The sequence below is a fragment of the Cereibacter sphaeroides 2.4.1 genome (assembly GCF_000012905.2).
Taxonomy (GTDB): Bacteria; Pseudomonadota; Alphaproteobacteria; order Rhodobacterales; family Rhodobacteraceae; genus Cereibacter_A; species Cereibacter_A sphaeroides.
Genome location: NC_007493.2, coordinates 3069790 through 3096179, shown reverse-complemented (window position 1 = coordinate 3096179; position 26390 = coordinate 3069790). Strand labels below are relative to the sequence as shown.

Here is a 26390-nt window from a genome sequence, read left to right as displayed (position 1 = left end):
CGGATCATCCGATGCGGGCCTTCACAAGCCGCAGCGCCTCCGTCCGGGCAAAGGCCGTCCGGGCCGCAGCGCTCTTCTGCGCCCATTCGGCCGTCAATCGCGCCAGCGTTCCGTTGATCTCGGCCCGTCGGCCATCTGCCCACGCCTGATAGAGCAGCAGTGCCCGGGCCGCCGATACCGGATCGAGATTCTCGGCTGCAGCCGGCTCCAGCGCGGCAAGACGGTCGAGACATTCCTGCCGCTGACGGGCCACCCGGCTGAGGTCAGCGAGGCGCAGATCCAGCACCAGTCGCGCGAGCCCTTCCAGTCGGTCGATCTCGGCCGCCCGCTTCATCTCCGCCGTCCCTTCATCTTGCGCCGGATCGTTTCCGCGAACCGCACCGCGGCGGCGACGGCCTGGTAATGTTCGGGGCGAATCTCCTCGCCGATCTGAACCATCGCGTGCAACGCCCTGGCCGCCGGAGGATCGCGGTGGATCGGCACGCCTGCCTCGATCGCACGCTCACGGATACGGGCGGCGACCTCGTCCACTCCCTTTGCCACACAGACGGGCGCGCGCTTGTCGCCCCGTTTCCAGCGCAGCGCCACCGCATAATGGGTCGGGTTGACCACCACGACATCGGCCTTCGCCACGTCCTGCAGCATCCGGTTGGTTGCAATCTCCACCGCCCGCCGCCGCCGCTGCGCCTTCACATGGGGATCGCCCTCGGCGTCCTTGGCCTCCTCGACCAGTTCCTGACGCGACATCCGGTTGCGGCGCAGATGCTCGAACCGCTGCCAAAGGTAATCCACGAGGCCAACCGCGACGGAGAGGATCACCACGAGCAGCAGGAACTGGAGGAGCAGGGCGAACATGGTGCCGAGTGCGATCTTCGGCTCCATCCAGAGAAGGCCGAAGATATCGTCGCTCCGACGCAAGATGAAGAAGGCAAGGAGTAGGCCGACGAGCAGCAGCTTGACGAAGCTCTTGAGGAAGTCCACCAACGCGGCGCGCCCGAAGCGGTTGCGCAGACCCGCGAGCGGCGAGATCCGCTCGAGCCGCGGCGCGAGCTTGGATGGTGCAACCACGAGGGATCTCTGCGCCAGAAGCGCGCCCCCCGCTGCAAGCGCGGGCAGGAGGAACAGAGGCAGGACAGCGGAGACCGCCGCGGCCAGAAGCCCACCCACCGGCGCCTGAGCTTGACCCGAGAAGAGCGTCGACAGCCGGTCCGCCTGTCCGAGGAGCGTGCTGCCGATGTCACCCGTGCGTTGCAAGACCCGGTCGCCCAAGGTCATTGCAGCCGCAAGCAGGCCTGCATAGGCCGCAGCCGTCACCAGATCCTGCGAGCGCGGAACCTCGCCCTTCCGTCGCGCCTCCTCGAGCTTGCGCTGAGACGGCTCGTGCGGCTTGTCATCCTCCCCGTCGGTCATGGAGATCCCGCTCCCATGAACGGCGCCTCGAGAAAAGTACGCAGATCCACCAGCCAGATGCCCAGCACGGCCGGCGCCGCAAGCGCCAGGAGGACGAGGCCACCGAAGGTCAGTGCAGGCGCTCCGACGAAGAAGACCATGAGCTGCGGCATGGCACGATTGACGATCCCGAGGGCCACGTTGAAGATGAAGGAGGCCGCAACGAAGGGCATCGCGAGCAGGAAGCCGAGGGCGAAACTCTTCACCACCAGCGCAAGGCCCCAGGTCGCGACGTCCGCAGGTTCAGGCAACCGGGCTGCAGGCAGGATATCGTAGGACTGGATGAGGAACAGGGCGATCTGCACATGCAGTCCGCCCGCCACTGCGAGGGCCAGTCCCGCAAGCGTCAGAATATTAGTCATGACGGGCTGGGGTTCTCCCGCAGTCGATCCGAAAAGCTGCGCCAGCGACGTCGCCTGCGCTGCAATGGTTCCCGCTGTCTGAAGCGCGAGGACGAAGAGCCGGAGCGAAGCGCCGAGAAGCAGCCCCACCGCTGTCTCCGTCAGAAGAGGGGCGACGGTGCTGTCATAAGTGGGGACGCGGTCGCTGACCGCCGGAAAGACGATCGCAGTGAAGGCCAAGGCGGCGGCGAGCCGCACCCGGACGGGCAGGCTCGTCTCGCCAAACGCCGGCAGGAGCGCCATGGCGGCTCCTACCCTCAGGAAGACAAGGAAGCCTCCGCGGAACAGATCCTGCGCCAACAGGACGAGTTCTGCGAGCCGTTCGAAAAGCGTGCTCATGCCGGGACGGTGCCCACCATGGCGGCGCGCGCCTCCGTGCCGATCTCGTCATAGGAGATCACCGGAACGATCAGTCCTTTGGCGGCCACAACGGCGCGCAGGAAGCGGCGGCGGAGCGTCGAGGTCACGAGTGCCGGCTGGAGCCCCATGTCGGCCGCCCGTGCGAGCTTCTCGGCCAGACCATTCGCCAATCGGCTGAAAGCCTCCGGTGGCAACGCCACGTCACGCAGACCCCGCCCTTCGAGCTGATGCGCCGCGAAGGTCTTTTCCCATTCCGGCGCGAGCTGGATCAGGGGAACGGTGCCATCCTCGCGTTTCAGCTCGGCGACAATCTGGAAGCCCAGCCGCTGTCGCACATGTTCACAGATCTCTTCGGGCGAACCGAGAGGGCGAGCCTCGGCAATGGCTTCGAGAATCAGAGGAAGATTTCGGATCGACACCCGCTCCTCCAGGAGAAGACGGAGCACCGCGAGCAGCAGATCCACCGGCACACGGTCTGGCACAAGCTCGTCGAGCAGGCGCCGGTTCGCCTCGGCCCGGCTGCGGTCCGAGAGATTGGTGAACTCATCCAGCAGACGTCGCAGACCCTTGAGCGTCAAGAGACGCGCGAGATTGCCCTTCATGACCTCGAGAAGATGGGTGGCAAGCACCTCTGCCGGTGTGACCACAGTCAACCCGGCCAGGGCGGCCCTCTCCTGATCGTCCGGAAGGATCCAGCGCGCGGGCGCGCCATACACCGGCTCGCGCACGTCAATCCCTTCCGGCGCCTCGGTCCCCTCCATCAGGAGCACGAGCAGACGGTCCGGCAGGAGGCGATCACGCACGCGCTCGACCCCCTGAAGCCGGATCCTGTAGCTCCCGGGAGGAAGCATAGTCTCGTCGGTCACCCGGATTTCCGGCAGGATCAGCCCGAAGGCGCCAGCGATATGGTTGCGCATGTTCACGATGCGCGCATCGAGCCCCGTCGCCGGATCAAGCACCATCCCGACGAGGTTCGGAGCGAACTCGATGTGAATGTCGTCAAAGTCGAGGACGTCACCCAGAGACCTCGCAGTCGGAACCTCGGCCTCGGTCGAGGTGGGAGCGGTCGGGTCTTCTGCCCTGCGAAGGCCCATGAAGGAGAGGGCGCCGAGCCCGGTCGCCGCCGCCATGAACGGGCCGAACGGCAACCCGGGCACCAGCGCGAACAGAGCCATCAGAAGCGACACAGTGGCGAGAGCGGCGGGAAAGCGGCCAAGCTGCTTGAAGAAGGAGACATCCGCGGCACCTGCCGCACCCCCACGCGCCAGGAGAAGGGCCGCCGCGATCGAGATGATGACCGCGGGGATCTGGCTCACAAGCCCATCACCGATGGTGAGGATGGCATAGGTCTCGAAGGCGCGGCCGATCGGCATGTCATGCATCAGGACGCCGACGAGCAAGCCCACGACGATGTTGAGGCCCGTGATGAGCAATCCGGCGACTGCGTCGCCCTTGACGAATTTCGAGGCGCCGTCGAGCGAGCCGAAGAAGTTGGTTTCAGCCAGCTCCTGCTCGCGCCTGCGTCTGGCCTCCGCGTGATCTATGGCGCCGGCGGACATGTCGCTGTCAATGGCAAGCTGCTTGCCGGGCATGCCGTCAAGAGCAAAGCGCGCGCCCACCTCGGCCATGCGCCCGGCGCCCTTGGTGATGACAACGAAGTTCACGATCAGCAGGACACAGAAGATGACGACCCCCATCATGACGCTGCCGTTCATGATGAAGCTGGCGAAGCCCTCGATGACATGACCGGCCGCAGCGGTGCCGGTGTGACCGTTGCCGATGATGAGCTTTGTCGAGGAGATGTTCAGCGAGAGGCGAAGCATCAGCGACGAAAGAAGGACGGTGGGGAAGGCCGAAAAATCTAGAGGCCGCTCGATGAAGAGCGTGACGGTGAACATGAGGATGGCGAGCGAGAACGAGAGGGCGAGGCCCAGGTCCAGCATCCAGGCGGGCACCGGCAGGACCATCATGACGATGACCGCCATGAGGGCAAGCGCCAGCAGGATGGTCGGCTGGAAAAGGCGGTCCCGGGACAGGCGCATTTCTCACTCTCCGAACAGGGGACGCGCAGGCGCGTCGAGCGGCACGAGCGAGCCCGTGCTTCTCACGTCGCCGGCGCGGAAGAGCGGGAAGACGTTGACGCGAGCCACGACGCCCTCAGCTGCGGCGGCCGGCAGGTCTGCGAGCAGCATCTCGAAGCGGGAGCGGTAGCGGCGGGCCAGTTCGGGCGTCGCCGAATGATAGGCGCCCGCCGCGCTCGACCAATCGTCGGACGGACCCCGCAAGTCCTGCAGGTAGCGCGCGGCATAGAGCGCGTTCGCGTCGGGATCGAACATGTCGTGCATTGAGGCAAAGTTCGCGGCATGCCAGCGGTTGTTCAGTTGGAAGCATCCGACGTCGAAATTCCCACGACCTTGGTCCAGCACACTGGCCACGAACTGCTCCGCCTCTGCCCTGCTCGGAAACCAGTGTCCCTGTCCCGCGACATTGACCGCCCAGGGCCAGGGGCGCATCGGCCCGCCGCCGGTCCGGCGCCCCGTCTCCGTCAGGGTAATCGCCATCAGCACCTCCTGCGGCACGCCCGTCGCGCGCGCGGCACGACGGGCAGCTTCCTCGCACAGATCCGCGTCCCGAAGCCTTGCCGAAGCAGGTGAGACGTGGAGCATCAAGGCCAGCCCCAGAAGAGCGGCCGAAAGGATCGCGCGCAATCGGCTGCTAGGGATCATCTGGAGACTCCTGTGACTTCCTGCGGCGCAGTGTGCCGCGCGATCCTTGGGAAACGGTTAGCGGTGCCTTGGCAAACCATGTCCGGCGGCGGAGGATGAGCGGCTTCGAGATCCAAGGCGGTTGACAGATGACGCCGCGCTTTCGTCTATCCCCCTCCACGACGAGCCAGGCTCTGCCAGCAAATGGCATACAGGCGCTGGACATGGGGTGCATAGGGCCCGCCGTGCTGGACGACCGACCCTCGACCTGGTGGCAGGGTCTTGGGGCAGGACCCCACTTCTCACCGGTCCGCATCTAACCGTCGGGCGGTTGTTCGCCGCCCGTTGCGCGCAGCAGATCCTCGATGCGCTGGCGCGCACGTGCGCTTTCCTCGACCAGGGCGCGGCTCCGGGTGAGGGACGCCGGAACAGACGGGGATGCAGCCGCCGCAGGCGGAAGGGACGCGGCATCAGTTCCGGGAGACGACGGGCCGGCCGCCTCTGCCGGGACGGGCGGGGGCGGAGGCTCGTCCGGCGGCGCGGCGGTGGCCGTCTCGGCGGGATGCCATCGATCGGCGGAGCGTTCGAGGCCAAGCGCTCGCAAACGGTCCGCCAGCGCCCGGCGGGTCGTGTCAGGCAATGACGGCAGAGGTTCCGTTTCCGGAAGAACGGCCCGCTCGAGCAACTGGCTGTCGGGACCGGAGACGGCGAGGATACGCCAGACTTCGGCATCCGCGTCGGGCGCGAGAGCGCGCCCGGAGAAGGCGCGGTCATAGTCGCCCGTGGCGGCAAGTGCGAGGCGATAGGCCCGGCCGACCCTCTGGCCCAAGTCCGTTCCCTCGGTCTCCTGGTACATGGCTCCGAGGCTCAGCACATCCTGCGCGGACGGCGCCTTGCCTTCCGCCACCTGACCTTCCACGAGCAGCGCCAGCGCCTCAGCCCCTTCGGGACCGGGCTGCTGGCCGATCCGCGCGAGATCCGCCGCGGGTGGCGCCTCTCCTCGGGCAGCGGCAAGGCGGGCGTCGGTGAGCGTCGCCGCCGGCGTCGGTTTGCGTGCGCCGCGGACCAGCGCTTCTCGGATCGCCTGCGCGTTGGCCGGATCCTCCCAAGCAAGGAAATTCTCCGCCAATCTCGGGCCCAACTCCTGCCGGAGATCGGGCGGCAGGCCGGAGAAGGCGCGCAGGACAGCTGGAGCATTGACGTCACGAAGGCTTGAAGGCGGATCGGCGAGCACCGACCAGAGGGCCGCGGCACCATCGCACAGCGCCATGGCGGCCAGCGGCCCCCCCGGCTGGCGTTCGCCATCCAAGACATGGGCCATCGCTTCCCAGAGGCCCCGATCTGGATGATCGACGGGAAAGGCCGCAAGGAGCTGTCGCGCTTCGGCGCCGAACCCGAGGCTCAGGTAGAAGCGGACAGCCCTGGCCAACGGTTCCGCCTGCGGATCGTCGAACTCGCCGGTAAGGCCTGCGAGCATGGCGCCGATCTGTTCGGCCACTGGACTGTCGCCCCTCCATGCAGCCACGTCGAACCGCTCATCGGAGGGGCATGGCGATCCCTCGGCGGTCAACCGATCCTTCGGAGGAGCCTCGGACGTCACCTCGAACCCCGGCTCGGGCAGGATGCGGACATTGGGGGCGGGCGGAGTATCGGCGTTCTTCGGCGGGGGCGGCTTGCCTGCGAAATCGACGGCGCCCGCCGCGGCGCCCCGGCTCAACTGCTCAACGAGCGATTGGCGCATCGCCGTCACGACCGGCGCCTCGAGGGCAAGCTCTGGCGCTCGGAGAGGTGCGGGAGTGACCTTGCGCCAATCGTAGGCGGGTGGCGAAGACGGAGCAGGATCCGGAGCTGGAGGAGTTGATTCGGGAGCCTGCTCCTCCACAGGAAGCGGTTGCTCGTGCTCGGGGGAAGATGGAGGCCCGTCGCGGATATCGAGCACGATCACGCCGGGGCGGATCTCGAATGCCTCTATGTGGCAGGCACAGCCAAGTCCCACGTCGAGATCGCCATTTCCGGCCATCGCCAGCGAGGCCAGACGCTTTCGGGTGATGGCGCGGAAGGCACGCGACAGCGCAAAGGCCCGAGCGGTCGGCGTGAGCCGGAGACGGTAGCCCTCGGCCGAGCGCCCGAGTTGCCAGGAGCGGATGGAAGGATCCTCGACCACGAGACGGGTGAAGCCCGGATGCTCGCCCGTTCGCACGGCAGCCTCGGCACACGCCATGACCGGAAATACCACCAGCGCCACGAGCAGCCAGCAGCTCGGAAGTCGTTTCATGCGGCCTCCTGCTTCAGGGCCCTGATGGCTTCTTCGAGATCGGTGAAACTCGGGCGGACGTGATGGGGCGTGTTCTGCCGTCCGACCTCGATGCACATGTTGGCCGGATGATTGTGGAGGTTCGCGATCAGCACCTCGCGGATCAGATTGTAGAAATGGCCGTCCTCCTCGACCACGGCCTTCACCCGCGTGGCGAAGGGGCCGACGATGCCGTAGGCGAGAAACACGCCCAGAAAGGTGCCCACGAGCGCGCCGCCGATCATCTTGCCCAGAATCTCCGGCGGCTGGTCGATCGAGCCCATCGTCTTGATGACGCCCAGCACCGCCGCCACGATGCCGAGCGCCGGAAGCGCGTCGGCCATCGACTGGAGCGCGTGGCTGGAATGCAACGCGTGGTGCTGCGCCTTCTCGACCCGCTTGTCCAGAACCTCTTCGACCTGGTTCGGATCGTCGTAGTTCATTGAGGCGGCCCGCAGCGTGTCGCAGATGAGCTCGATCGCGTCATGGTCGTGCTGGATCTTGGGATAGCGCGAGAAGACGGACGACTCCTCGGGATTCTCGATATGCTCCTCGAGCCCGACAGGATTGACCTTCGCGATCCGCACGAGTTCGAAGAGCAGGCAGAGCAGGTCACGGTAGTCGCCCGGCTTCCACTTCGGTCCCTTGAAGACCTTGCCCAAATCCTTGAGCGTGTGCTTGACCGTGGCGAGGTCGTTCGCGAGCAGGAACGAGCCCACGGCCGCTCCTCCGATCATGATCATCTCGAACGGCAACGCCTTCAGGATCACGCCCAGCTTGCCACCGGCAAGCATGTAGCCGCCGAACACCATCACGAAAATCACGAGGATGCCGACGATCCCGAACATGCACGGACTCCTGCCTCAGTTGCCCGCGACCTTCGCAAGGCGGGGTTAAGATAACTTCACTCGGAGGGGGCCAGCGCATTCCGGCCGGCAAGAAGGACGCTCACGCTGTAGGCGGCCTCGGCCGACATGCCCGACATGACGGCCGCCGCCGCTTCAGGCTGCATGCTGCCGATGAAACCTGCGGCGAATTCGGGAGCCATCGCCTCGAAGAGCCGGGCGGCCTCCTTGGGCTTCATCGACTCATAGACAGATGTCAGGCGCGAGACATCGTTCTCGGCGGCCCCGTCCGCGAGGGCGATCGTCTTGTTCAGCTCCGCTTCGGCCTCTGCCAGCTCCGCCATCTGGGCGCGCACGGATTTCTCGGCCTCGTCCAGCGCGGCCTGACGCTTCTGCATCCGTTCTTCCTGCGCACGGACCGCCGCCTCGCGGTCGCGGAGGGCCTCGGCCAAGGCAAGCGGCGGTTCGGGACAGTCGAGCGGAGCCCCTGACACGGGGTCGTTGGACGCCCGTGCCATCGCTGCCCCGACCCCGGATCCGACCCTCATCGCCCCCGATGCCGCGAGCAGGAGCGCCAGAAGCGCAAGGGCGCCGCGGGTGCGCGATCTGTGGCTCATGCGTCGGTCTCCGAGCTTTCGCGCAGGCTGCGGCGGCGGACGAACCGCCTGCGGCGCTCGGCCTCGACCTCGGGATCCGGCCGCGGATCCGGCGCTCTGGCCGGGATGTCGTGCATCGAGGCGAGCATCAGTTCAAGCCGGGCCGCGACCGACTCGGCCCGTTCGGTCAACCCATCGAGCGAGCTTGCCGAGTGGGTCGCCGCGGCCCGCGCCTTTTCCAGCGCGCGGGTCATCTCGTCGACCTGCGCGGAGAGGACCGCTATGGCGCCGCCCATCCCGCCCTCGAGCGTGGAGAAGCGCTTCAGCCTCTGGCCGAGGACGTAGCAGTAGAGCGCCGCTCCGAAGGTGCCGCCAGCCATCAGGATATTCGCGATGAAATCCACTGCCACCTCCTAGTTCAGGACGAATTCCGTCACGAGCAGGTCGCGGACGCGGCCCTCACCGGTGACGATCTGGATGCGGCGCAGCATCTGCGCCCGCAGCTCGACGAGCGCGGTCGGATCCTCCAGCCGCGAGACGGCCACCGCCCGCAGGTAGCCGTTGATGACATCGACGATCCGCGGCATCAGCATCGTGACCTCGGCCGCATTCGCCTTCGCCACCTCGAGCTGTGCCGCGAATCTGAGGTGAGAGAGGTCCGACCCGCGGCCAAGGCTGATCACGATCGGGTCGATCGGCACGAAGGCGATGTCGGGAAGGGCCGCCGGCGCCTCATGTGCGGTCTCGGCCTCGTGCCCGCCGGACGCGCCCAGAATCAGGCCCGACCAGGTGGCGTAGAACCCGCCGCCCCCCAGAACCAGGGCCAGCACGACGCCGAGGATCAGCGGCAGCAGCGACCGCTTCTTTGTCGTTTCAATCTGATCCGCGCCAGCATCCGCCATGGCCGACTCCTTTCCGTCCGTCGATCTATAGGCCGGATCCCCCTAACCGATTGTTAAGCCACATCCGTCATGGATGGTCGGGCAAGGCAGAAGCCCGTGTCGGAGACCGAAGTGCAGAACCTCATCTCAATCTGGAACGATCTCGACGGACGCCGCAGGGCCGTCGTCGTGGGCGCGACGGTTGCCATGTTCCTGGCCGTGCTCGGTCTGTCGCAGCTCGCCGGCCGGCCGCCGATGGCGCTGCTCTATGCCGGTCTGCAGGGACCGGCGGCGGGCGAAGTCGTGACCGCGCTCGAGGCGCAGGGCGCGGCCTACGAGGTGAGGGGCGATTCGGTCTATGTCGAGGCGGCCCGCCGGGACGAGATCCGCATGAAACTCGCGGGCGAGGGGCTGCCCGCCACGGGCGCCGCGGGTTACGAACTCCTCGACGGACTCTCGGGCTTCGGCACCACGTCGCAGATGTTCGACGCGGCCTATCTGCGCGCGAAGGAGGGCGAACTTGCCCGGACGATCCTCGCCAGCCCGCAGGTCAAGGCGGCACGGGTGCATATCGCGCAGCCGGCGGCCCAGCCGTTCCGGCGGGAGCAGCGGCCGACGGCGAGCGTCACGGTGACCACATCGGGCGGCGCGGTGACCGCGGATCAGGCGCGGGCCTTCAAACATCTGGTGGCCTCGGCCGTGGCCGGGCTGCAGCCCGAAGACGTGTCGGTGATCGACAGCGTGATGGGCCTGATCCGGTCCGGGGACGAGAAGGACGGCGCCACCGCCGCGGGCGAGAGCCGCGCCGCCGAACTCCGGAGCAACGTCGAGCGGCTGCTCGAGGCGCGGGTCGGGCCGGGCCGGGCTGTGGTCGAAGTCAGCGTCGATGTCGAGACCGCGCGCGAGTCGATCGTGGAGAAGAGCTTCGACCCCAAGGGCCGCGTGCCGATCTCGTCGGAAACCCAGGAGAAATCCAGCAACTCGACCGAACCCTCGCCCGACGTGACGGTGGCGTCGAACCTGCCGGAAGGCGACGCGAAGGGAGGCACGGGCGGCAAGTCGAGCACCAGCGAAACTCGCGAGATGGTCAATTTCGAGGTCTCCCAGACCCAGCGCGAACTCATGCGCCAGCCGGGTGCCATCCGGCGGCTCACGGTTGCCGTTCTGGTCGATGGGATCAAGACGGTTGCGGACGATGGCACCGTGGGCTGGGAACCGCGCCCCGAGGAGGAGCTTGCCGTCCTGCGCGAACTGGTCGGCTCAGCGGTGGGGCTCGATGAATCGCGTGGCGACAGGCTGACCTTGCGCTCGCTGGCCTTCGAGACGCCGCCCGAAGCGGGAACCCTGGCCGAGACCGGCTTCCTCAGCCGCCTCGGCGCCTTCGACCTGATGAGCCTGATCCAGATCGGCGTGCTCGCTCTGGTGGCCCTGATCCTCGGTCTCTTCGTCGTCCGCCCGGTCCTGACGGCGCCGCCGCGCCCGCCGGCTGCCCCGCAGCCTCTGGCGCTCCCGGGTTACGAGGGCGGCGAACCGGCGCTGACGGGCGAGATCGACGATAGCGGCGATCTGCCGGACTTCCCGATGGTGTCCTCCGCGCCTCTCGACCTCGACGAGGAGGCGGATCCGGTCGCGCGGCTCCGCCGTCTGATCGAGGAGCGCCAGGCCGAGTCTGTCGAGATCCTGCGCGGCTGGATGGAACCGCAGCGGGAGGCGCCGTGATGGCGCTCCGGCTCGAGGTCTTCGAGGTCACGGCACCGGAGCCCGCCATCGTCGTGACCGACGCTGTGGCCGTGGAGGAGGGCCGGCAGGCCTCTTACGAAGAGGGCTACCGCGCCGGATGGGAAGATGCGGTGAAGGCCCGCTCCGAGGAGGAGGCCCGGATGCAGGCCGATCTCGCCCGGAACCTGCAGGCTCTGGGCTTCACCTTCCGCGAGGCGCGCATGCATGTCCTGCGCGGAATCGAGCCGCTGATGGAGGCGCTCGTCGGCCGCATCCTGCCCGACATGGCACGGCAGATGCTGGCGCCCCTGGTGCTCGAGACGCTGATGCCCCTGGCCGATGGAATGAGCGAGGCACCCGTCGCGCTTCTCGTCCACCCGTCCGCCCGCGCCTGCCTCGAGCGGCTGCTCGACGGTGCCGTGGCCCTTCCCCTCGTGATCCACGACGAACCGAGCCTCGACGAGGGGCAGGCAACGATCCGCCTGGGCGTCACCGAGACGCAGGTCGACCTCGACCGAGCGGTGACAGACATCGCGGCCGCCGTGCGCAGCTATTTCGATCTCACGCAACAGGAGGTCCGGCATGGATGAGGCCGACCAGAATCCCCTTACCCAGGTCCCGATCGAGATCACCATTTCGGTCGGCCGCGCCCGCCCTCCCGTTCGCGAGCTGCTCCGCCTGCAGCGAGACGCCGTGCTGCCGCTCGACCGACGGGTGGACGATCCGGTGGAGCTCTATGTAGGCGACAAGTTGATCGGGCGTGGCGAACTGACGGAGCTCGAGGGCGAGCAGGCGGGCCAGCTGGCCGTCCGCCTCACCGAGGTCGCGAACCTGCGCGGCGGATTGTGATGCGCCTCCTGCTGGTCCTGCTTCTCGTGTTCGGCGGCGTCGGCCCGGCCACGGCGCAGAGCCTCTCGCTCGACCTCGGCGACGGCGGCTCGCTCACCGCGCGCAGTGTGCAACTCATCGCCGTCATCACGCTCCTGAGCCTCGTGCCGGCGCTGGCGATGATGATCACCTGCTTTCCCTTCATCGTGACGGTGCTGTCGATCCTGCGCCAGGCCATCGGCCTGCAGCAGGCGCCGCCCAACATGCTGATCGTGAGCCTCGCGCTGTTCCTGACCTGGTATGTGATGGATCCCGTCTTCACCGAAGCCTGGACGCGAGGGATCGGGCCGCTCACACGGAACGAGCTGGACCTGCCCCAGGCCCTCGCCGCCGCCGCCGTTCCCTTCCGGGGCTTCATGACCGGCCGGATCGACCCGGACACCCTCGCCGCCCTGCAGGCCCTCCGGCCGGGCCCTGCGGCCCCGCCGTCCGAGGTGTCCTTCTCCGTGCTGGTGCCGTCCTTTCTACTGTCCGAGATCCAGCGCGCCTTCGAGATCGGCTTTCTGATCTACCTGCCCTTCCTCATCATCGATCTCGTCGTCTCGGCCGTCCTCATGTCGATGGGCATGATGATGGTCCCGCCGGCCGTCGTCTCGATGCCCTTCAAACTGGCCTTCTTCGTCGTGGCCGACGGCTGGAGCCTGATCTCGGGCGCGCTCGTCCGCAGCTACTTCTGAACGGCCGCGGTCCAGAGCCGGAACCGCTCCTGCCCGGTGACCTCCCGGATCAGGCCGAGATCGGCCAGCCTCTCCAGATTGCGCTGGACCGCCGCGCGCGACGCGCCGGTCTCCGCTTCGGCGACCGGTACCGACAGGAGCGGCCAGCGGCAGAGCGCCTGGATGAGCCGCGGTGCCGTGCGGCCGGACAGGCTGGCAATGTCGCCCAGCGCCCGCCCGCGCCAGTCCTCCAGCCGGTCGAGGTCCCGCAGAAGCGCAAGCGTGGCCCGCTCCGCCCCGGCATACCAGCGCCGGAGGCGCTCTTCGGGCGAGCCGCCGGGCCGAAGCGCGGTGCTGCCACCCGAGGCGAGCGGCAGGAAGGCCGCCGATTGCCCACTGGTCCCGGCCGCCCGGGCCGCAACGACGGCGGCCTCGATCCGGGCGCTGCCGGGCCCGCCAGCGATCTGCGACCAGCCATGGAAGCCCATCGCCGCCCGGCTGATCGGATGCATTCCGGCCGATGCCTCCTCGATCTCGGCCCAGTCCATCATACGCTCGGTCGTCTCGCCCCGGCCGAGGAAGGAGGCGAGTCCCGCCTCCGGGCCCGGCCCGCTGACGAGCCGCCGCGCAGCCCAGCCGGCCCGTGTCAGGGCAAGACTGTCCTCCTGAGCCCCGCTCAGGCGGAGCGACATCCAGAGCGACAGCCGGTCGGGCGTCACGCGGTCGCCGGCCCACCAGCTGAGTTCGGACGCCTCGAGCACCGCGAGACGCTCGCGCACACCGGCCGGCGTGCGCCGCAACCGTTCTTCGAAGGCGCCGAGCCGCTGCGCGGCCCGCGCGAGATCGGCGGCGAGCGCCGCCTCGGCCCGCCGCCACTCCACCACGCGCAGGAGATCCGTTCGCTCGGCCCGCGGCAATGAAGACGCGAAGACATCGTCCTCGAGGTCGGGCCCCGCAAACCACAGGTCCTCATCGACGGGCGTCGGATCGTACAGCGAGGGCTGCGTTTCTTCCGGATCGAGAAGAGGGCGCTTCATTCGCCGACCATAGCACGGCCTCCCGCGCCGAGGGGAGAGTGCGTCCTGTTGCCGCATGTCTGCCCTTGCCGCTGCCGCGCAACCCCGTCATCCTGCGGCCAATTCTGAAGGAGCCGAACGATGCTCGTCGCCCTCGACAAGATATTTGCCGAAGACCCATCGCCCTACGTCCTTCTTGACCGGGATCTCACGATGATCTGGGCCAATGCCGCCTACCTGCGCGCCACGGGTCTGGCGCGCGACGAGGTTGTCGGGCGCCGCATGTTCGACGTCTTCCCCGCAGAGGCCGAGTCCATCCCGGACCAGATGCTGCGCGCCTCCTTGCGCCGCGCGGTCGAGCAGGGCCGACCGGACCATTTGCCGCTGATTCCCTATCCGATCCGCAATCAGGACGGCCGGATGGAGGAGCGGTTCTGGAGCGCGACCAATACGCCCATCAAGGATGCCGAGGGCCACGTCGAGTTCATCCTTCAGAACACCAACGACATCACGGCGCTGTATCGTGAGGATCGGACCTCTTCCCAACCGAACGATCAGGCCAGGATGCTCCAGCGGGCCGAAGCGGTCACGCGTCAGAATCTCGAACTCGGCAGCGCGGTCGACTTCTTTCGCAGCGCGATCGACCAGGCGCCGAGCTTCATGGCCGTGCTCGACGGGCGCGACCATATCTTCCGCATCGTGAACCAGGCCTACCACCAGCTCGTCGGCCGCCGAGACCTGCTGAACCGCACGGTCCGCGAGGCGCTGCCCGAACTCGACGGCCAGGGCTTCTTCGAACTCCTCGACGAGGTCTTCCTGACGGGGCTCGCATTCACCCGGCTGGCGGCGCCCGTGCTGCTCCGGCGCGGCCCCGAGATCGAGCGCAGTTTCGTCGATTTCATCATGTGCCCGCTGAGGGGACCCGACGGACAGGTGCGCGGCGTCTTCGTCGAGGGACATGACGTGACGCGCCAGAAGATTGCCGAGGCCGAGGTGATCGAGACGCGCGAGCGGTTCCGGACCATGGCCCAGACCATGCCCAACCACGTCTGGACGGCCACGCCCGAAGGGCGGCTCGACTGGCTGAACGACCGGCTCCTCGACTATTGCGGACGCACCGAAGCCGACCTGATCGGCCTGCCGCCCATGGCGATCGTCCGGCCGGAAGACAGGCCGCAGGCGGAAGCGGCCTGGGTGCAATCGCTGGCCCAGGGAACCGCCTTCGAGCGCGAGCTGCGGATCCGGCGCCACGACCGCGCCGATCGCTGGCATCTGTCGCGCGCCCTGCCGATCCGCGACGATCAGGGCCGGATCCTGCGCTGGATCGGGACCAACACGGATATCGAGGATCGCAAGGTTGCCGAGGAAGCCATCGCGGGTCTGAATGCTGCGCTGGAGGAGCGGGTGCAGCAGCGCAACCGTGAGCTCGAAGAAATGAGCGATACGTTGCGCCAGAGCCAGAAGATGGAGGCGATCGGAAATCTGGCGGGCGGAATCGCGCATGATTTCAACAATCTCCTGCAGACGATCACGGGCAGTATCCAGCTCTCTCTTCGCGCTCTTGACGAGGATCACGCCGCGCGCCCGCGTCTCGACCAGGCTCTTCGCGCGGTCGAGCGCGGGGCGACGCTCGCGTCACAGCTGCTGGCCTTCGGACGCAGGCAGCCCCTTGCGCCTCGGGTCATCAACCTGGGACGTCTGCTGCGCGACGCGGACCACATCGTCCGGAGCGCCGTGGGCGAGGGGGTCGAGGTCGAGACTCTGGTGGCTGGCGGGCTCTGGAACACCTGCGTCGACCCCGCCAACGTCGAGACCGCGATCCTCAATCTCGCAATCAATGCCCGGGACGCGATGGAGGGGCGCGGGCGTCTCACCATCGAGATCGGGAACTCCTTCCTGGACGACATCTATACGCGCGGCCATCCCGACCTCGAGCCGGGCCAGTATGTGATGCTTGCCGTGACCGATACGGGCTGCGGCATGTCCCCGGAGGTGATCGAGCGCGTGTTCGAGCCGTTCTTCACCACCAAGGCGGAAGGGCGCGGCACAGGACTCGGCATGTCCATGGTCTACGGGTTCGTCAAACAGTCGGGCGGCCACGTCAAGATCTACAGCGAGCTCGGCAACGGAACCTCCATCAAGATCTATCTTCCCCGGTCGCTGGAGGCCGAGGACGCAATGCGACCCCTCGCCACCGGCCCCATGACGGGAGGAACCGAGACCATCCTGCTGGTGGAGGATGACGAGCAGGTGCGATCCACCGCGGCGGGCCTGCTGCAGGATCTCGGCTATTCGGTTCTGCAGGCCAAGGACGCGGACCGCGCGCTCACGATCGTGGAAAGCGGTGCACGGATCGACCTTCTCTTCACCGACGTGGTCATGCCGGGCAAGTTGACGAGCCGTCAGCTCGCGGAGAAGACGCGCGGCTTGCGCCCGGGACTGCCGGTGCTCTTCACCTCGGGCTACACGCAGAACTCCATCGTTCACGGCGGACGGCTCGACAGCGGCGTGCATCTGCTCAGCAAGCCCTATACGCAGGAAGCTCTGGCCCGGAAGATCCGGGAGGTTCTTGTCAGCGGTGCGAGCGGCCCTCCCGAGGAAGACGGTTTGAAGAATATCCATGTCCTCGTCTGCGAGGATGATGTCATCATCCGGATGAACCTTGTCGAAGGTCTGACGGAGGCGGGGTGCCGGGTCTCGCAGGCCGGCTCCGGCGAGGCCGCCCTGAGCGTACTGCAGCACGGTGCGGCCGATCTGCTGCTGGTCGATCTGGGCCTGCCCGACATGAGCGGCGTGGACCTGGCCCGGGCGGCCCGCGCGCTCCACCCCGATCTGCCGATCCTCTTCGCCACGGGCGACAGCCGGGTGCCGGATGAGGAGTTCCGGCCCCGGGTCGCCGTGCTCGCCAAGCCGTTCGGCGATGAGGCCCTGCTGGACGGGGTGGCCCGATTGGTCGGCAGGCGCCCTCATCTCACGATGAATTCTGCATGAAGCGCCCCGGCGGCATGGATGCTCTTGAGGATATCGATCATGTCGTTGGGCGCCACGCCCAGCGCGTTGAGGCCCGCCACGACACGTGAAAGCGAGGTCTCTGCCGGTATTTCGGCGAGGCCGGTCCCGGGTCTTTGCTGGATCGAGGCTGTCGTGCGCGGAACGACCACCGTCTCCCCCCGGCTGAAGGGGTTGGGCTGAACCACCATCGGCTGTTCTTCCACGCGAAGCGTCAGGCCGCCTTGCGCCACCGCGACCCGGCTGATCCGGACGTCCTCGCCCATCACGATCGTGCCGGATCGCTGGTCCACCACAACCCGCGCCACCGTCTCCGGTACGACCTCGAGATTCTCGATCCGGCCCATGACCCGGGCCGGCGGGCCCAGCCTTCCGAGGTCGAGGGAGACCGTCCCTGCATCGAGCATGGTTGCCACGCCCCGGCCAAGCTCGCGATTGATCCGATCCTCGATACGTCCGGCGGTGGTGAAGTCGGGTGATCGCAGCGCCAGACGAACCCTGTCGAGGCGCGCAAACTCGAATTCGACCTCACGTTCCACTCGGGCGCCTTCAGGAATGGTGCCTGCCGTGGGCACCCCCTGAACCACGCGCGCGGCCTGCCCCTCGGCCGAGACTCCGCCCGCAATGATTGTTCCTTGTGCCACCGCATATATCTGACCATCCGCGCCGTTCAATGGCGTCATCACCAACGTCCCGCCCAGCAGGCTCTTCGCATCGCCCATCGCCGAAACGGTCACATCGATCTGTGCCCCGGCCCGGGCAAAGGGGGGCAGCGTGGCCGTAACGAACACTGCCGCCACGTTTTTCGGCCGATACTGCTCGCCTGTCACGTTCACGCCCAGCCGCTCGAGCAGATTGGACATGATGTCTTCGGTGAAGGGCGCGTTGCGTAAGCCGTCGCCCGTGCCGTTGAGGCCGACGACAAGGCCGTAGCCCAAAAGGTCGTTACCCCGGACACCGTCGAATCGTACGAGGTCCTTGATGCGGATTTCCTCCGCAACGCCCGGACCCGCCAGGCAGATCACCAGGAGGAGAAGACGAATGAGCATCAAAGGTAGTCCGTGAGACTCATCTGACTGAGCCGGACAGTCAAGTTGTAGAGTGTCTCCAGTTGCGCCTGGGTCGCCTTCAGCAGGGTGGCCGTCTCATATTCATCCGTCCCCAGCAGCTCCTTCCGGGCCATCTGGAGGGACGTAACCTCGGCCGCGTTCGAGATCGTCGCGCTGTGTATCCTGGCCTCTGCCCGCCCGAGCCTGGCCCCGAGGTCGACGCGCGCTGTCTGCCCTTGGAGAAGGGCGCTGCCTGCCCGTTCGCCCAGACTGACGCGCTCCGACGGCGCGCCTGAGAGGGCGCCGCGGTTCAGCATGGCGGCCAGCGCAAGCCCTTTGAGGGAGTCGCGGATGGCACTGCTGTCGGCCGTCACCTCAAGGGCGACAGTCTCCCCGGTCGCAATCGTGACAGATGCCGGGCGGCCTCCACCGGTGTAGGCGAGAGCGGAATAGCCACTCGGATCGTCGAACCAGGCCTCGATGGCCGTCTGCACATCCGCAGCCGTAGTCGCACCGGCGATGACGGTGTCGAGAGCGGTCAGAATGGTGTCCGCATCGAGCACCGCCGCTTGTTGAGGCCTCGTGCCTGCGAAGATCGACCGGTCGCCCACCCGCGTGTTGAGCGTGGCGACCGCCGTACGAAAGGCTTCCTCGGCCTCCTCCCCCAACTGGTCCGTCGTCATCGCAGTGGCGTTGTTCCCGACACTCAGGAGCTTCATGGACATGTCCGACGCAAGACCGTCGAGCCGGGCAAGACCCGTCTGAAGAGCGGAGGCGATCGAAGCGGCTTCTCCGGTGGCCGAAGCGCGTGCGGCAAGAACCGTCAGGCTTCCGTCGATTGCCTGCAGGGCGGAAAGATCGCCGCCTGTCTTTTGGTGCACATCCGCGGCCACCCCCGTCACGACCTCGGTCGAGAGTCGCTGGACATCCGCTTTCAGAGCCGCGTTCTGCCGCCGGAGCAGGAAAGTGCGGGCGAGATCACCCAGGGACACGGCGCTCATCTACATCTCCAGCAGATATTGAAGGAGGTCATCGCAGGCGGTCACCACCTTCGCGTTGGCGGCATAGGCGCGTTCGAGAAGCAGCAGTTGCTCCATCTCCCGGTCGGTATCCACGCCGTCGGCCAGGATCAGCGCCTGCAGTTCGTCGCGCCGGGCGGACGCGAAGCTCGCCTCGGCTTCGGCCGAGACGAGCGCGACGGCGGCGCCAGAGACGGTCTCCGCGGCAAGCCCCGAGAAGCTGAAAGTACCGCTGAGGCCGTTCGCGGCGTGAGCGGTGCGGGCGTCGAGGGCCGCGGCGAGGGCGTTGAGAAGCGTCGGATCGCCGCTGTCGCCTTCGGACGGGCGCTGCAGGCCGTCACGCAGATGCCAGAGCGCTCCGCCGCGGTCGGGATCGGCCAGCGCATTGACGGACAGGCGACCGGCAAGCCCTGCCGGAGCGGCGGGATCGAAGGCCGCGCTGTCGTCGGTGAAGATCCCGGCGTCGCCCGCCCCGAGCGAGGCATCGGCGGCGGCCATCCGCCCGATCAGATCCTGCGCCAGCGCGTCGAGGCGCGCCTGCTCGGCCGGTGCGAGGTCGTCACGGACAGCGAAAGCTGCCGAAAGCGATCCGGTGCCCATCATCCCCCCATCCCCGGCCAGATCAAGAGGCAATCCGTTCACTTTGAGGAGACCGAGGTCACCCGCCGCGACCGAAGAAGCCGCCACCAGACCCGGCTCCGGTTCGAAGGCGATGTCGGCGACCCGTCCATCAAGGAGAGCTGCCCCGCCGGCGGTGAAAAGCGCGATCTGGCCGTTCTGGCGAGTGACCTCGCGCACCGGCACGATGGTCGAGATCCCATCCACGAGCCTCTGCCGCTCATCCTCGACGGCGGAACTGTCCCGCCCGTTGACGCGCATCTCGGTGATGGTCGCATTCATCTGCTGCACCCGCGCCAAGGTGGCCGTCAGGGTCTTGATCTGATCGGCAATGGAGGCATCGGCCGCGCGCCGGGCCTCCAGCACGGCGTCGGAGGCAGCTCTCAGGCCGGCGGCCAAGGATTGAGCCTTATCCAAGACATCCTGTAACCGGGCTTGCGACTCGGGCCTGCTTGCGGCCGTGACCAGCGAGGCGGAAAAGGCCGAGATCCGGGCGAGGAGCGAGCCGCCGCCCGTGTCGCCGGTGGCATCAGCCAGCGCCTGGTAGAAGGCGGCGCGGGTGTCCCGATCGCCGGTGGCGGCATCCGCGAGGCGGCGGTCGGCGACCAGCGCCATGTTCACCATCCGGTCGATGCCCACCGTGCGGACACCCTGCCCGCCGCCTCCGTAGGAGCGGGCCGTGACCTCCAGCTCGCGCCGGGCAAACCCTTCGGTCAGCGCATTCGCGACATTGTTCGAGCTGTTCTCGATACTGCGGGAGGTGACGTTCAGCCCCGAGAGAGCGTTCGACAGGGCGCCGGTGATGCTCATGTCTCAGCCCCCTCAGCGCTTGAGATTGGTGGTTTCCTGCAGCATCTCATCCACCGTCTGGATGATCTTGGCATTCGAGGAATAGGCGCGCTGGGTCTGGATGAGGTTGGTGAGCTCGGTCGCGACATCAGTGGTGGATCCCTCGCGCGCATAGCCCAGAACGTCGCCCGTGGGCCCATCGCCGGCGTCCCAGAGGTAGAAATTGCCTGAATCCGGCGAGATCGCGAAGGTCTGGTTGTTCAGGGCGGTGAGCCCGTTGTAGTTCGGCACGTCGACCAGCGGCACCTGGTAGATCACGCGGGTGAACCCCGTGTCGTAGGTGGCGCGCATGAAGCCGCCGTCGTCGATCTCGACCCCCGTGAGGTTGCCCACCGGCGAGCCATCCTTGGTGATCCCGGTCTGGGCGAAATCGCCTGAAACCTGCGTCATGGCGTTCGCGCTGCCGGGCTTGCCCAAGGTCATCGCGATCTTATTGTCCGCATTCCCCGCCACTTCCAGAACGATGCCGCCCGTCAGCGGATCGTAGGCCGGGCTGCTGTCCGGGGGCGTCGAGCCCGCATTCTCGACCGTGTAGGTGGTGCCGTCGAGCGTCACCGTGTTGAGCGGGGTGATGGCGGTATCGTCAAGGATCGTGCCGCCGCCGCTGCGGGCATCGCTGAATTGCATCGTATAGATGCCGATGACCTTGTCGGCATTGGCGGAATCCCGGATGACCATCGTCCAGTTGTTCGTCGGCGGGTCTCCCGCGGCCGCCGGCAGCGTCGGATGGTAGCTGACCGACAGGGTTTCCGACGTGCCGAGGTTGCCGAAATACTCCACCGAGACCGTCAGAACGCGACCGGACGCGCCGTACTTGGTCTCTTCGGCCGGAAGGTTGACGCCGAGGTTGATCCGCGTGGTGGGATCCGCCGCGGTCTGGTTCGCGGCGATCACGACCGGCTCGAGCTGGGCAATGGAATCGCGCGACATGGTGGGGATCGTGCCGTCGGCCGTCGCAGGCCAGCCCAGGAGCACGAGGCCGGTGTCCGTCTTCAGCACACCGCTCGGATCGGTGGCGAAGGAGCCGGTCCGCGTCATCAGCAGCGCCTCATTGCCCGAACTGGCGCCGAGGGAGGTTTCGCGGATCACGGGCAGCATCCCGCGGCCGGAGATGGCGATATCCAGGGCGCTCGCGGTCGAGACGGGGGCGCCCCATTCCTCCACCCGCCGTATGGTGTTGGCCCGCACCCCGCCCGCGGCGTAGGAGCCGCCATTGGCCGACTGCGTGATGACCATGCTCTCGAAATCGGCATCGGCGCGCTTGTACCCATAGGTGCCGGAATTGGCGATATTGTCGGCAATGGTCGCGAGCTTGGTGGCGTTGGCATTGAGTCCCGCCACCCCCGCATTGAGCGAAGAAGAGATCGTCATGGAAAGCGCCTTTCTGCTGCTTCGAGCCCTTGATCGCCCGAAAATGCGCGCGGCGGCTTAACACCCGCCTAACGCCGCCGTGTCGCCTGAGCGTTCAGCGGTCGCGGCGCAGGAGAATTACCTCGAGTCTGTTGTTTCGCACCGCCATCGGATCCGGCGTGACGATCTTGCGGTCGGCGAAGCCCGAGACGCGCTGCATCCGCTCGCCCGGCAGGCCCTCCGATTCGAGCAGGCCGCGCATCCGTTGCGCCCGGGCGGCCGAGATGTCCCAGACCGGATTGCGGATCAACGTGATCGGGTAGCTGCGCATATGGCCGTTCACGGCGATCCTGTTGGTGGTGATCGGCAGGATCTCGGCCAGGAGGCGGGCGATCTGCGGCAGCACGGCCTCGGGCTGGTCGGTGTCGCCGAAGAAGAGGGGCACGTCCGGCAGATCGAAGATCTCGATGACCAGCCCCTCGTCGGTGATCCGGGTCACAACATGGCGGAGGAGCCGCTGCATGGTCATGCTCTCGCCCGAACGGGCCTTGAGCATTTTCTCGACCTCCTCGAGCTGCTTCTGCTCGGCGGCGTCCGCCCCCTCCTGACCCATCTCGCCGCTTGCCTTCAGCTCGGCCGTCGCGCGGTCGTTGGCCGCCCCGGTGCCGGTCTGGGTCATGGTCTGGTCGTGGAAGACCGAGTTGCCGCCGAAGGCCCCTTCGCCCCCGCCCGACACGCGGTTCATCGGAATCGTCGGATTGAAATAGTCCGCGAGCCCCTTGCGCTGTTTCTCCGTCGTCGCGTTCAGCAGCCACATCAGCATGAAGAAGGCCATCATGGCCGTCACGAAATCGGCATAGGCGACCTTCCAGGCACCGCCATGATGCCCGCCCCCCTGCACGACCTTCTTCCGCTTGATGACGACTGGCGCGGCATTTGACTGCCCTGCCATCCCGGCACCCCGTTCATACACACCCGGGAGCCACCCTAAGGGCGGCGGGTGAAGGGAGCCTTAATTCCCGGACTTCAGCCCTCCGCGAGCGCGACCAGTTCGATCCGGGTGTCGAGGCCGATGGCGGCGTAATCCTCATGGAAGCGGCGCGCCGCCGCGCGGCTCAGCCCCGCCTCGAGCCGGATGCTGCGGGCCTCGGCGGGCGAGAGCAGGCGCGTCCGCTCGACCCGGGCCCGGGTGGCGAGGAAATCGGCGAGGTCCGGGCGCGAGAGTTCGCGTCCGCCTGCCAGAAACAGGTCGAAGCGCTGGAAATCCCGATTGACGGCATCGACCAGACCGCCGTGCTGGCGCACCACCAGAGCCGCGGTTCGGGCGCTCAGGCCCGCGCCCACCGCACCGCTGAACAGACACGGCCTGAGCCCGAGCCTGCGCAGGAGCGTCTCGAGCCCCGCGCTCATCCTGCATCCGGGCTTGAGAAACAGGTCGAACCGCGCGCCAGCCACGTTCGACAGCGCGATCCGCACACTGCCGTCGCGCCGGAAGCTCCGCCTCAGCGTCTCGGCCTCGCGGCGCCCCATCCGGAGCACAAGGCCCTGCGGCCGGGCGAGCGCCGTGCGCAGAGCATCCCCGTCGTAGAAGAGTTGTGCCGCGAGCCGCGCCACCGTTCCCTCGGAGGGCATCCGCACCGGCTGAACCGCCACGTCAACCGGCAGGGCCGCCTCGGCGCTGCCCGAGGGATCGAGCCTGACCGTCACGCCCAGCGCCAGAAGGAGCGGCACCAGACGCTCGGCCACCGGCCGCGCCACCGCCTCGGCCAGCACCCCGCCCTCGCGGGTCAGGAGCCGGGTGACCTGCGGCCGGTCGAGGCCGAGGTGATCCGATATCACGCCCGCGGCGAGGCCGGGGCGCGCTGGTGCGGAGACGAGGGTTACACGCACCTCATGTGACGATGCCACTGTGGCAGACATGGCTTGCTCCCTGTTTTCTCCGGTCAGCTTGCCTCCAACGGTGTGACTCCACCGTAACGGACCCGTCAAACATCCGTCAAATCTCAAGATGCGCCGCGGATGCGACCTCGGGCTCCGGCAGCAATCCTTCTCACGGATGGGCCACGGCCTCCTCGACCAGCAGCCGTGCGTCGGGCAGACCTGCTCCGAAGAAGGCCGCCGGCCCGAGGAGGGTCTCGTCGTCCGCGTTCATCGTATCGGGCGTCAGCGGCCGGTAGCCCGGCGCGACGACCGCGGCGGTGGAGGAGGCCCGCCGGAGCAGACGCTTCAGCGCGTGCCCGCCGAGCGGCGCCTTACCGGCGGCCCGGCGCGCCCGCTGGGCCAGCGCCAGAAGCCCGCCCACCAGCGCCGAGGCACCCGACGTGCCGCCGAAGCCGGTGTAGTAGCCGCCGCCGAGACCGGGGTTGCCCTGCGCGGGCATGACCTGAGCCCAGGGCTGCGCCCCGCTGTCATAGCCGAAGACGCCGGGCAGATCGGTCGTGACCAGTTCGAGCGGGCAGTAGACATGCTCGCGCCCCGCGCCCACCGCATAATCGTGCAGCCCGATCAGCGGATCGAACCTGTTCAGCCGCATCTGGTGACGGTTGTAGACCGGGTAATCGTCCGAGGGCGCCACCAGCGTCAGACCCTCGCCGTAGTTCGAATAGCCGGCGCGCAGCCCTTCTGCCGTGACCGCCCCGACCGAGACGATGCCGTTCGAGTCGTCGGCGAGGCTGGCCGGGTAGATGAGCTGGCTCTCGCCGTCGTTTCCGGCGGCGCAGACGATGGGGATGTGGCGCGAGATCGCCTGGATCAGGTGCGAGAGGATCTTCCAGGGCCGGTCGGGCTGGAATCCCGCCTGCGCCGCATCCGGATCCCCCGACCCGTTGCCGAGCATCTGCAGCCGCTGGAAGAGATCCGCCGCATCGCGGCTCTTCCAGGTTTCGAGATCGGCCTTCAGATCCTCCTTCGGCTGGAGCGGCGCGCGCACCGGATCGGGCAGGCCGCGCGGCAGCACGATTGCATCCACCTTGTGCTGCCAGGCATAGAGGAAAGCCGTGATGAACTGATAGGGATCGCTCTCGAACGAGGTGCGGATCGAGAGCAGGCGCGAGAAGGGATCGACCCCGAAATAGGGCAGGAGATTGCCGTTCGGATTGGGCTCGCCGTCCGGGAAGGCCTCGGCGGGAGGCAGAAGCGCGCCGGTGCCCGGCGCCACGGCCGCAGGCTCGCCCACGATCAAACCCGCGCAGGCGGTGCCGTGGGCAGAAAAGCTCTCGTCTCCATCGCTCAGCGGCCGCGTCACGCCCTGCGACTGGCGCAAATCCTCGACCATCGCCTCGAGAAAGTCCTGCTCGTGCGAGGAGAGCTGAAGCGGCTGAAGCCCCTCGAGGTCGAGGTTGGCGAAGAAGGCGCGCCGTCCCTCGCGGGTCCAGGGGGTCGCATCGGCCACCGGCACGGATTGCGCCCCGTAGCGGTGCGTGGTCAGATCGATCGACCGCTCTGCATCCACCCGGCTCGCGAGGTTCGGGTGGGTGCGGCTCACGCCCGTATCGATGAGCGCCACGGTGGCGGTGCCGCCGGGGATGCGGTCCCAGACCGTGCTTCTGATCTGCGGCACGGGCACCTCGCGCAGGGCGCTCTGCGACAGGGGCGGCACCGGCTCCGGCGCCGCGCCGAAATCCGCATCCAGCACCTTCAGCGCCGCCAGATGCCAGAGCCAGTAGTAGCGGGGGGCCACCGCCCGCGCCGGAGCCGCGTGAGTCATCGTCTGCGTGTCCATGTCAGTGCCACTCCGCCTGCGCCGCAAGGAAGGCCGCGCCGAACGCATCGCGCAGGTAGGGCGCAAACCGCCGCGCGAGCTCCTTTCCGGCCAGCGTGTCCGAAGGGAAATGCAGCCCCGCCCATTCCCGGTTCTCCGCCACGTTCTGCGCGATGCGCTGCAACTCCTCGGTCGCGGGATGCTCGGGCAGGATCGCGTTGAAGGCGAAGACGATGGAATGGCCCTGGAACGAATGGTTCGAGGGATAGCTCTGGTGGGCGGGCACCGCGAGCAGCGGACGCAGCCGCGGCTCGACGACGTTCGGCCGGTCGCGGTCGATCCGTGCCTTGTAGAGCAGCCCCACATATTCCGTGGCCTGCAGGATGTTCAGGAACAGCCCCTCGGTCGCCTCGTACCCGGCGAGCCCCTCGATCCCGAGCGGGCGCAGGAACTCGTCGACCGAGAAGGCAGCCTGGGCCTGGATGTCGGGAAGCCGCCGCATCCGCTCGGCATCGCGGGCCTGCATGGCCAGCATCACCGCGGTCTCGAGACGGGTGAAATCAGGCCCCGGTGGCAGGCAGATGTCGAGGCACTCCCAGACGAAGCGGGAGGCGACGGTGAACGGATCGGCCTGCGGCAACTGATGCAGGCGCCGCAACTCCAGCGCCGGCATCAGGCTGGACAGGGCCGCCGCGCCGCCGCCGGCACCTGCCACCTTGTTCTTGTTCTTGTTTTTATTCTTGTTCTTGTTCTTGTTCTTGTTGAGAGACGACTTGTTCTGCACCGACTTGTTGAGGGCCGACAGGGCCGCGACCCCGGCCGCCGTGTTGCCCTCGGCCGAGCCGTCGCTCGCGACCGACTGGCCCGCGCCGCCGCCTGCGGGCAGCACGCGCTCGGCATTCACCTCGAACGGATAGCGGTTCAGAAACGCCGCCACGCCCACCGGTTGGGGTTCACACATCCTCATCCTCCAGGAACATCGGCCGG

At 67.7% G+C, this 26390-nt stretch carries 24 protein-coding genes; 5 read left to right on the top strand and 19 right to left on the bottom strand.

Translation table 11 applies throughout. From position 1 onward, the window contains the following. Positions 1-4 precede the first annotated feature (4 nt). The 10 genes from RSP_RS15000 to RSP_RS14955 all read right to left on the bottom strand — a co-directional run bounded on the left by RSP_RS15000 (position 5) and on the right by RSP_RS14955 (position 9551). Entirely contained in the window at positions 5-334 is a 330-nt protein-coding gene (locus tag RSP_RS15000) for a hypothetical protein (protein WP_011338878.1), read from the bottom strand. Next, positions 331-1410, bottom strand: a complete 1080-nt coding sequence (locus tag RSP_RS14995) for an EscU/YscU/HrcU family type III secretion system export apparatus switch protein (RefSeq protein WP_011338877.1) — start codon at positions 1408-1410, stop codon at positions 331-333. Before RSP_RS14995 ends, RSP_RS15000 begins: the two co-directional genes overlap by 4 nt. Beyond that, positions 1407-2189 carry a flagellar biosynthetic protein FliR gene (locus RSP_RS14990; RefSeq protein ID WP_011338876.1) on the bottom strand — a complete coding sequence of 261 codons (783 nt, stop codon included), beginning with the start codon at positions 2187-2189 and terminating at the stop codon, positions 1407-1409. The genes RSP_RS14995 and RSP_RS14990 overlap by 4 nt, the downstream gene beginning before the upstream one ends. Then, entirely contained in the window at positions 2186-4252 is a 2067-nt protein-coding gene (flhA, locus tag RSP_RS14985; RefSeq protein ID WP_011338875.1) for a flagellar biosynthesis protein FlhA, read from the bottom strand. Before flhA ends, RSP_RS14990 begins: the two co-directional genes overlap by 4 nt. Before the next feature lie 3 nt (positions 4253-4255). Next, entirely contained in the window at positions 4256-4936 is a 681-nt protein-coding gene (locus tag RSP_RS14980) for a transglycosylase SLT domain-containing protein (RefSeq protein ID WP_011338874.1), read from the bottom strand. A 295-nt stretch (positions 4937-5231) separates the two neighbouring features. Continuing rightward, complete coding sequence (locus RSP_RS14975; protein ID WP_011338873.1) at positions 5232-7190, bottom strand: hypothetical protein; 1959 nt, start codon at positions 7188-7190, stop codon at positions 5232-5234. Beyond that, positions 7187-8056 (bottom strand): flagellar motor stator protein MotA, encoded by an 870-nt coding sequence (gene motA, locus RSP_RS14970; RefSeq protein ID WP_002721884.1) that lies wholly within the window; start codon positions 8054-8056, stop codon positions 7187-7189. Before motA ends, RSP_RS14975 begins: the two co-directional genes overlap by 4 nt. Positions 8057-8112: 56 nt before the next feature. Beyond that, entirely contained in the window at positions 8113-8670 is a 558-nt protein-coding gene (locus tag RSP_RS14965) for a MotE family protein (RefSeq protein WP_011338872.1), read from the bottom strand. Further along, entirely contained in the window at positions 8667-9053 is a 387-nt protein-coding gene (locus tag RSP_RS14960) for a DUF6468 domain-containing protein (protein WP_023003752.1), read from the bottom strand. The genes RSP_RS14965 and RSP_RS14960 overlap by 4 nt, the downstream gene beginning before the upstream one ends. Positions 9054-9062: 9 nt before the next feature. Continuing rightward, positions 9063-9551, bottom strand: coding sequence for a flagellar basal body-associated FliL family protein (locus tag RSP_RS14955; RefSeq protein WP_011338870.1), 489 nt, complete (start codon positions 9549-9551; stop codon positions 9063-9065). A gap of 69 nt (positions 9552-9620) precedes the next feature. On the opposite strand from RSP_RS14955, the gene fliF reads away from it, so the two are divergent. From fliF to fliP, 4 genes are read left to right on the top strand one after another with little or no spacing between them, the layout of a single operon-like run. Then, positions 9621-11249: a flagellar basal-body MS-ring/collar protein FliF gene (gene fliF / locus RSP_RS14950; protein WP_017140005.1), complete on the top strand. Its 1629-nt coding sequence runs from the start codon at positions 9621-9623 to the stop codon at positions 11247-11249. Continuing rightward, positions 11249-11839, top strand: coding sequence for a FliH/SctL family protein (locus tag RSP_RS14945; RefSeq protein ID WP_011338868.1), 591 nt, complete (start codon positions 11249-11251; stop codon positions 11837-11839). Before fliF ends, RSP_RS14945 begins: the two co-directional genes overlap by 1 nt. After that, positions 11832-12098: a FliM/FliN family flagellar motor switch protein gene (locus tag RSP_RS14940; protein ID WP_009563345.1), complete on the top strand. Its 267-nt coding sequence runs from the start codon at positions 11832-11834 to the stop codon at positions 12096-12098. Before RSP_RS14945 ends, RSP_RS14940 begins: the two co-directional genes overlap by 8 nt. After that, a complete protein-coding gene (gene fliP / locus RSP_RS14935) occupies positions 12098-12814 on the top strand; it encodes a flagellar type III secretion system pore protein FliP (protein ID WP_017140004.1) in 717 nt (238 codons plus the stop codon). Before RSP_RS14940 ends, fliP begins: the two co-directional genes overlap by 1 nt. On the opposite strand, the gene RSP_RS14930 is transcribed toward fliP, so the two are convergent. Further along, on the bottom strand, positions 12805-13830 hold the full coding sequence (locus tag RSP_RS14930) for a helix-turn-helix domain-containing protein (RefSeq protein WP_023003751.1): 1026 nt from the start codon (positions 13828-13830) through the stop codon (positions 12805-12807). The genes fliP and RSP_RS14930 overlap by 10 nt on opposite strands. Positions 13831-13950: 120 nt before the next feature. Between RSP_RS14930 and RSP_RS14925 the strand changes: the two genes are divergently transcribed. Then, a complete protein-coding gene (locus RSP_RS14925) occupies positions 13951-16800 on the top strand; it encodes a hybrid sensor histidine kinase/response regulator (protein ID WP_011338865.1) in 2850 nt (949 codons plus the stop codon). On the opposite strand, the gene RSP_RS14920 is transcribed toward RSP_RS14925, so the two are convergent. From RSP_RS14920 to RSP_RS14885, 8 genes are all read right to left on the bottom strand, one after another. Beyond that, positions 16776-17867, bottom strand: a complete 1092-nt coding sequence (locus tag RSP_RS14920; protein WP_011338864.1) for a flagellar basal body P-ring protein FlgI — start codon at positions 17865-17867, stop codon at positions 16776-16778. The two genes, RSP_RS14925 and RSP_RS14920, sit on opposite strands and share 25 nt — an antisense overlap. Continuing rightward, positions 17867-18868, bottom strand: a complete 1002-nt coding sequence (locus RSP_RS14915) for a flagellin (RefSeq protein ID WP_011338863.1) — start codon at positions 18866-18868, stop codon at positions 17867-17869. The genes RSP_RS14920 and RSP_RS14915 overlap by 1 nt, the downstream gene beginning before the upstream one ends. Continuing rightward, the gene (gene flgK / locus RSP_RS14910; protein ID WP_011338862.1) at positions 18869-20314 is read right to left on the bottom strand and encodes a flagellar hook-associated protein FlgK; all 1446 of its coding nucleotides are present in this window, start codon (positions 20312-20314) and stop codon (positions 18869-18871) included. Between the two features lie 12 nt (positions 20315-20326). Beyond that, positions 20327-21724 carry a flagellar hook protein FlgE gene (locus RSP_RS14905; protein WP_002721867.1) on the bottom strand — a complete coding sequence of 466 codons (1398 nt, stop codon included), beginning with the start codon at positions 21722-21724 and terminating at the stop codon, positions 20327-20329. Between the two features lie 94 nt (positions 21725-21818). Next, positions 21819-22655: a flagellar motor protein MotB gene (locus tag RSP_RS14900; RefSeq protein WP_009563338.1), complete on the bottom strand. Its 837-nt coding sequence runs from the start codon at positions 22653-22655 to the stop codon at positions 21819-21821. Positions 22656-22729: 74 nt separating this feature from the next. After that, a complete protein-coding gene (locus RSP_RS14895; RefSeq protein ID WP_011338861.1) occupies positions 22730-23623 on the bottom strand; it encodes a hypothetical protein in 894 nt (297 codons plus the stop codon). Between the two features lie 130 nt (positions 23624-23753). Next, entirely contained in the window at positions 23754-25424 is a 1671-nt protein-coding gene (locus tag RSP_RS14890; RefSeq protein ID WP_011338860.1) for a S8 family serine peptidase, read from the bottom strand. 1 nt (position 25425) lies between these two features. Beyond that, entirely contained in the window at positions 25426-26364 is a 939-nt protein-coding gene (locus RSP_RS14885; protein WP_011338859.1) for a phosphatase PAP2 family protein, read from the bottom strand. Between the last annotated feature and the right edge of the window lie 26 nt (positions 26365-26390).

Coding starts and splice junctions, on each gene's coding strand:
- RSP_RS14900 (WP_009563338.1), bottom strand. CDS start 22,655: ATGGCAGGGCAGTCAAATGCCGCGCCAGTCGTCATCAAGCGGAAGAAG.
- fliP (WP_017140004.1), top strand. CDS start 12,098: ATGCGCCTCCTGCTGGTCCTGCTTCTCGTGTTCGGCGGCGTCGGCCCG.
- RSP_RS15000 (WP_011338878.1), bottom strand. CDS start 334: ATGAAGCGGGCGGCCGAGATCGACCGACTGGAAGGGCTCGCGCGACTG.
- RSP_RS14945 (WP_011338868.1), top strand. CDS start 11,249: ATGGCGCTCCGGCTCGAGGTCTTCGAGGTCACGGCACCGGAGCCCGCC.
- RSP_RS14890 (WP_011338860.1), bottom strand. CDS start 25,424: ATGGACACGCAGACGATGACTCACGCGGCTCCGGCGCGGGCGGTGGCC.
- RSP_RS14905 (WP_002721867.1), bottom strand. CDS start 21,724: ATGACGATCTCTTCTTCGCTCAATGCGGGGGTGGCGGGACTCAATGCC.
- RSP_RS14990 (WP_011338876.1), bottom strand. CDS start 2,189: ATGAGCACGCTTTTCGAACGGCTCGCAGAACTCGTCCTGTTGGCGCAG.
- RSP_RS14885 (WP_011338859.1), bottom strand. CDS start 26,364: ATGTGTGAACCCCAACCGGTGGGCGTGGCGGCGTTTCTGAACCGCTAT.
- RSP_RS14895 (WP_011338861.1), bottom strand. CDS start 23,623: ATGTCTGCCACAGTGGCATCGTCACATGAGGTGCGTGTAACCCTCGTC.
- RSP_RS14955 (WP_011338870.1), bottom strand. CDS start 9,551: ATGGCGGATGCTGGCGCGGATCAGATTGAAACGACAAAGAAGCGGTCG.
- flgK (WP_011338862.1), bottom strand. CDS start 20,314: ATGAGCATCACCGGCGCCCTGTCGAACGCTCTCTCGGGGCTGAACGTC.
- flhA (WP_011338875.1), bottom strand. CDS start 4,252: ATGCGCCTGTCCCGGGACCGCCTTTTCCAGCCGACCATCCTGCTGGCG.
- RSP_RS14995 (WP_011338877.1), bottom strand. CDS start 1,410: ATGACCGACGGGGAGGATGACAAGCCGCACGAGCCGTCTCAGCGCAAG.
- RSP_RS14965 (WP_011338872.1), bottom strand. CDS start 8,670: ATGAGCCACAGATCGCGCACCCGCGGCGCCCTTGCGCTTCTGGCGCTC.
- RSP_RS14925 (WP_011338865.1), top strand. CDS start 13,951: ATGCTCGTCGCCCTCGACAAGATATTTGCCGAAGACCCATCGCCCTAC.
- RSP_RS14975 (WP_011338873.1), bottom strand. CDS start 7,190: ATGAAACGACTTCCGAGCTGCTGGCTGCTCGTGGCGCTGGTGGTATTT.
- RSP_RS14915 (WP_011338863.1), bottom strand. CDS start 18,868: ATGAGCGCCGTGTCCCTGGGTGATCTCGCCCGCACTTTCCTGCTCCGG.
- RSP_RS14920 (WP_011338864.1), bottom strand. CDS start 17,867: ATGCTCATTCGTCTTCTCCTCCTGGTGATCTGCCTGGCGGGTCCGGGC.
- fliF (WP_017140005.1), top strand. CDS start 9,621: ATGGATGGTCGGGCAAGGCAGAAGCCCGTGTCGGAGACCGAAGTGCAG.
- RSP_RS14980 (WP_011338874.1), bottom strand. CDS start 4,936: ATGATCCCTAGCAGCCGATTGCGCGCGATCCTTTCGGCCGCTCTTCTG.
- motA (WP_002721884.1), bottom strand. CDS start 8,056: ATGTTCGGGATCGTCGGCATCCTCGTGATTTTCGTGATGGTGTTCGGC.
- RSP_RS14940 (WP_009563345.1), top strand. CDS start 11,832: ATGGATGAGGCCGACCAGAATCCCCTTACCCAGGTCCCGATCGAGATC.
- RSP_RS14930 (WP_023003751.1), bottom strand. CDS start 13,830: ATGAAGCGCCCTCTTCTCGATCCGGAAGAAACGCAGCCCTCGCTGTAC.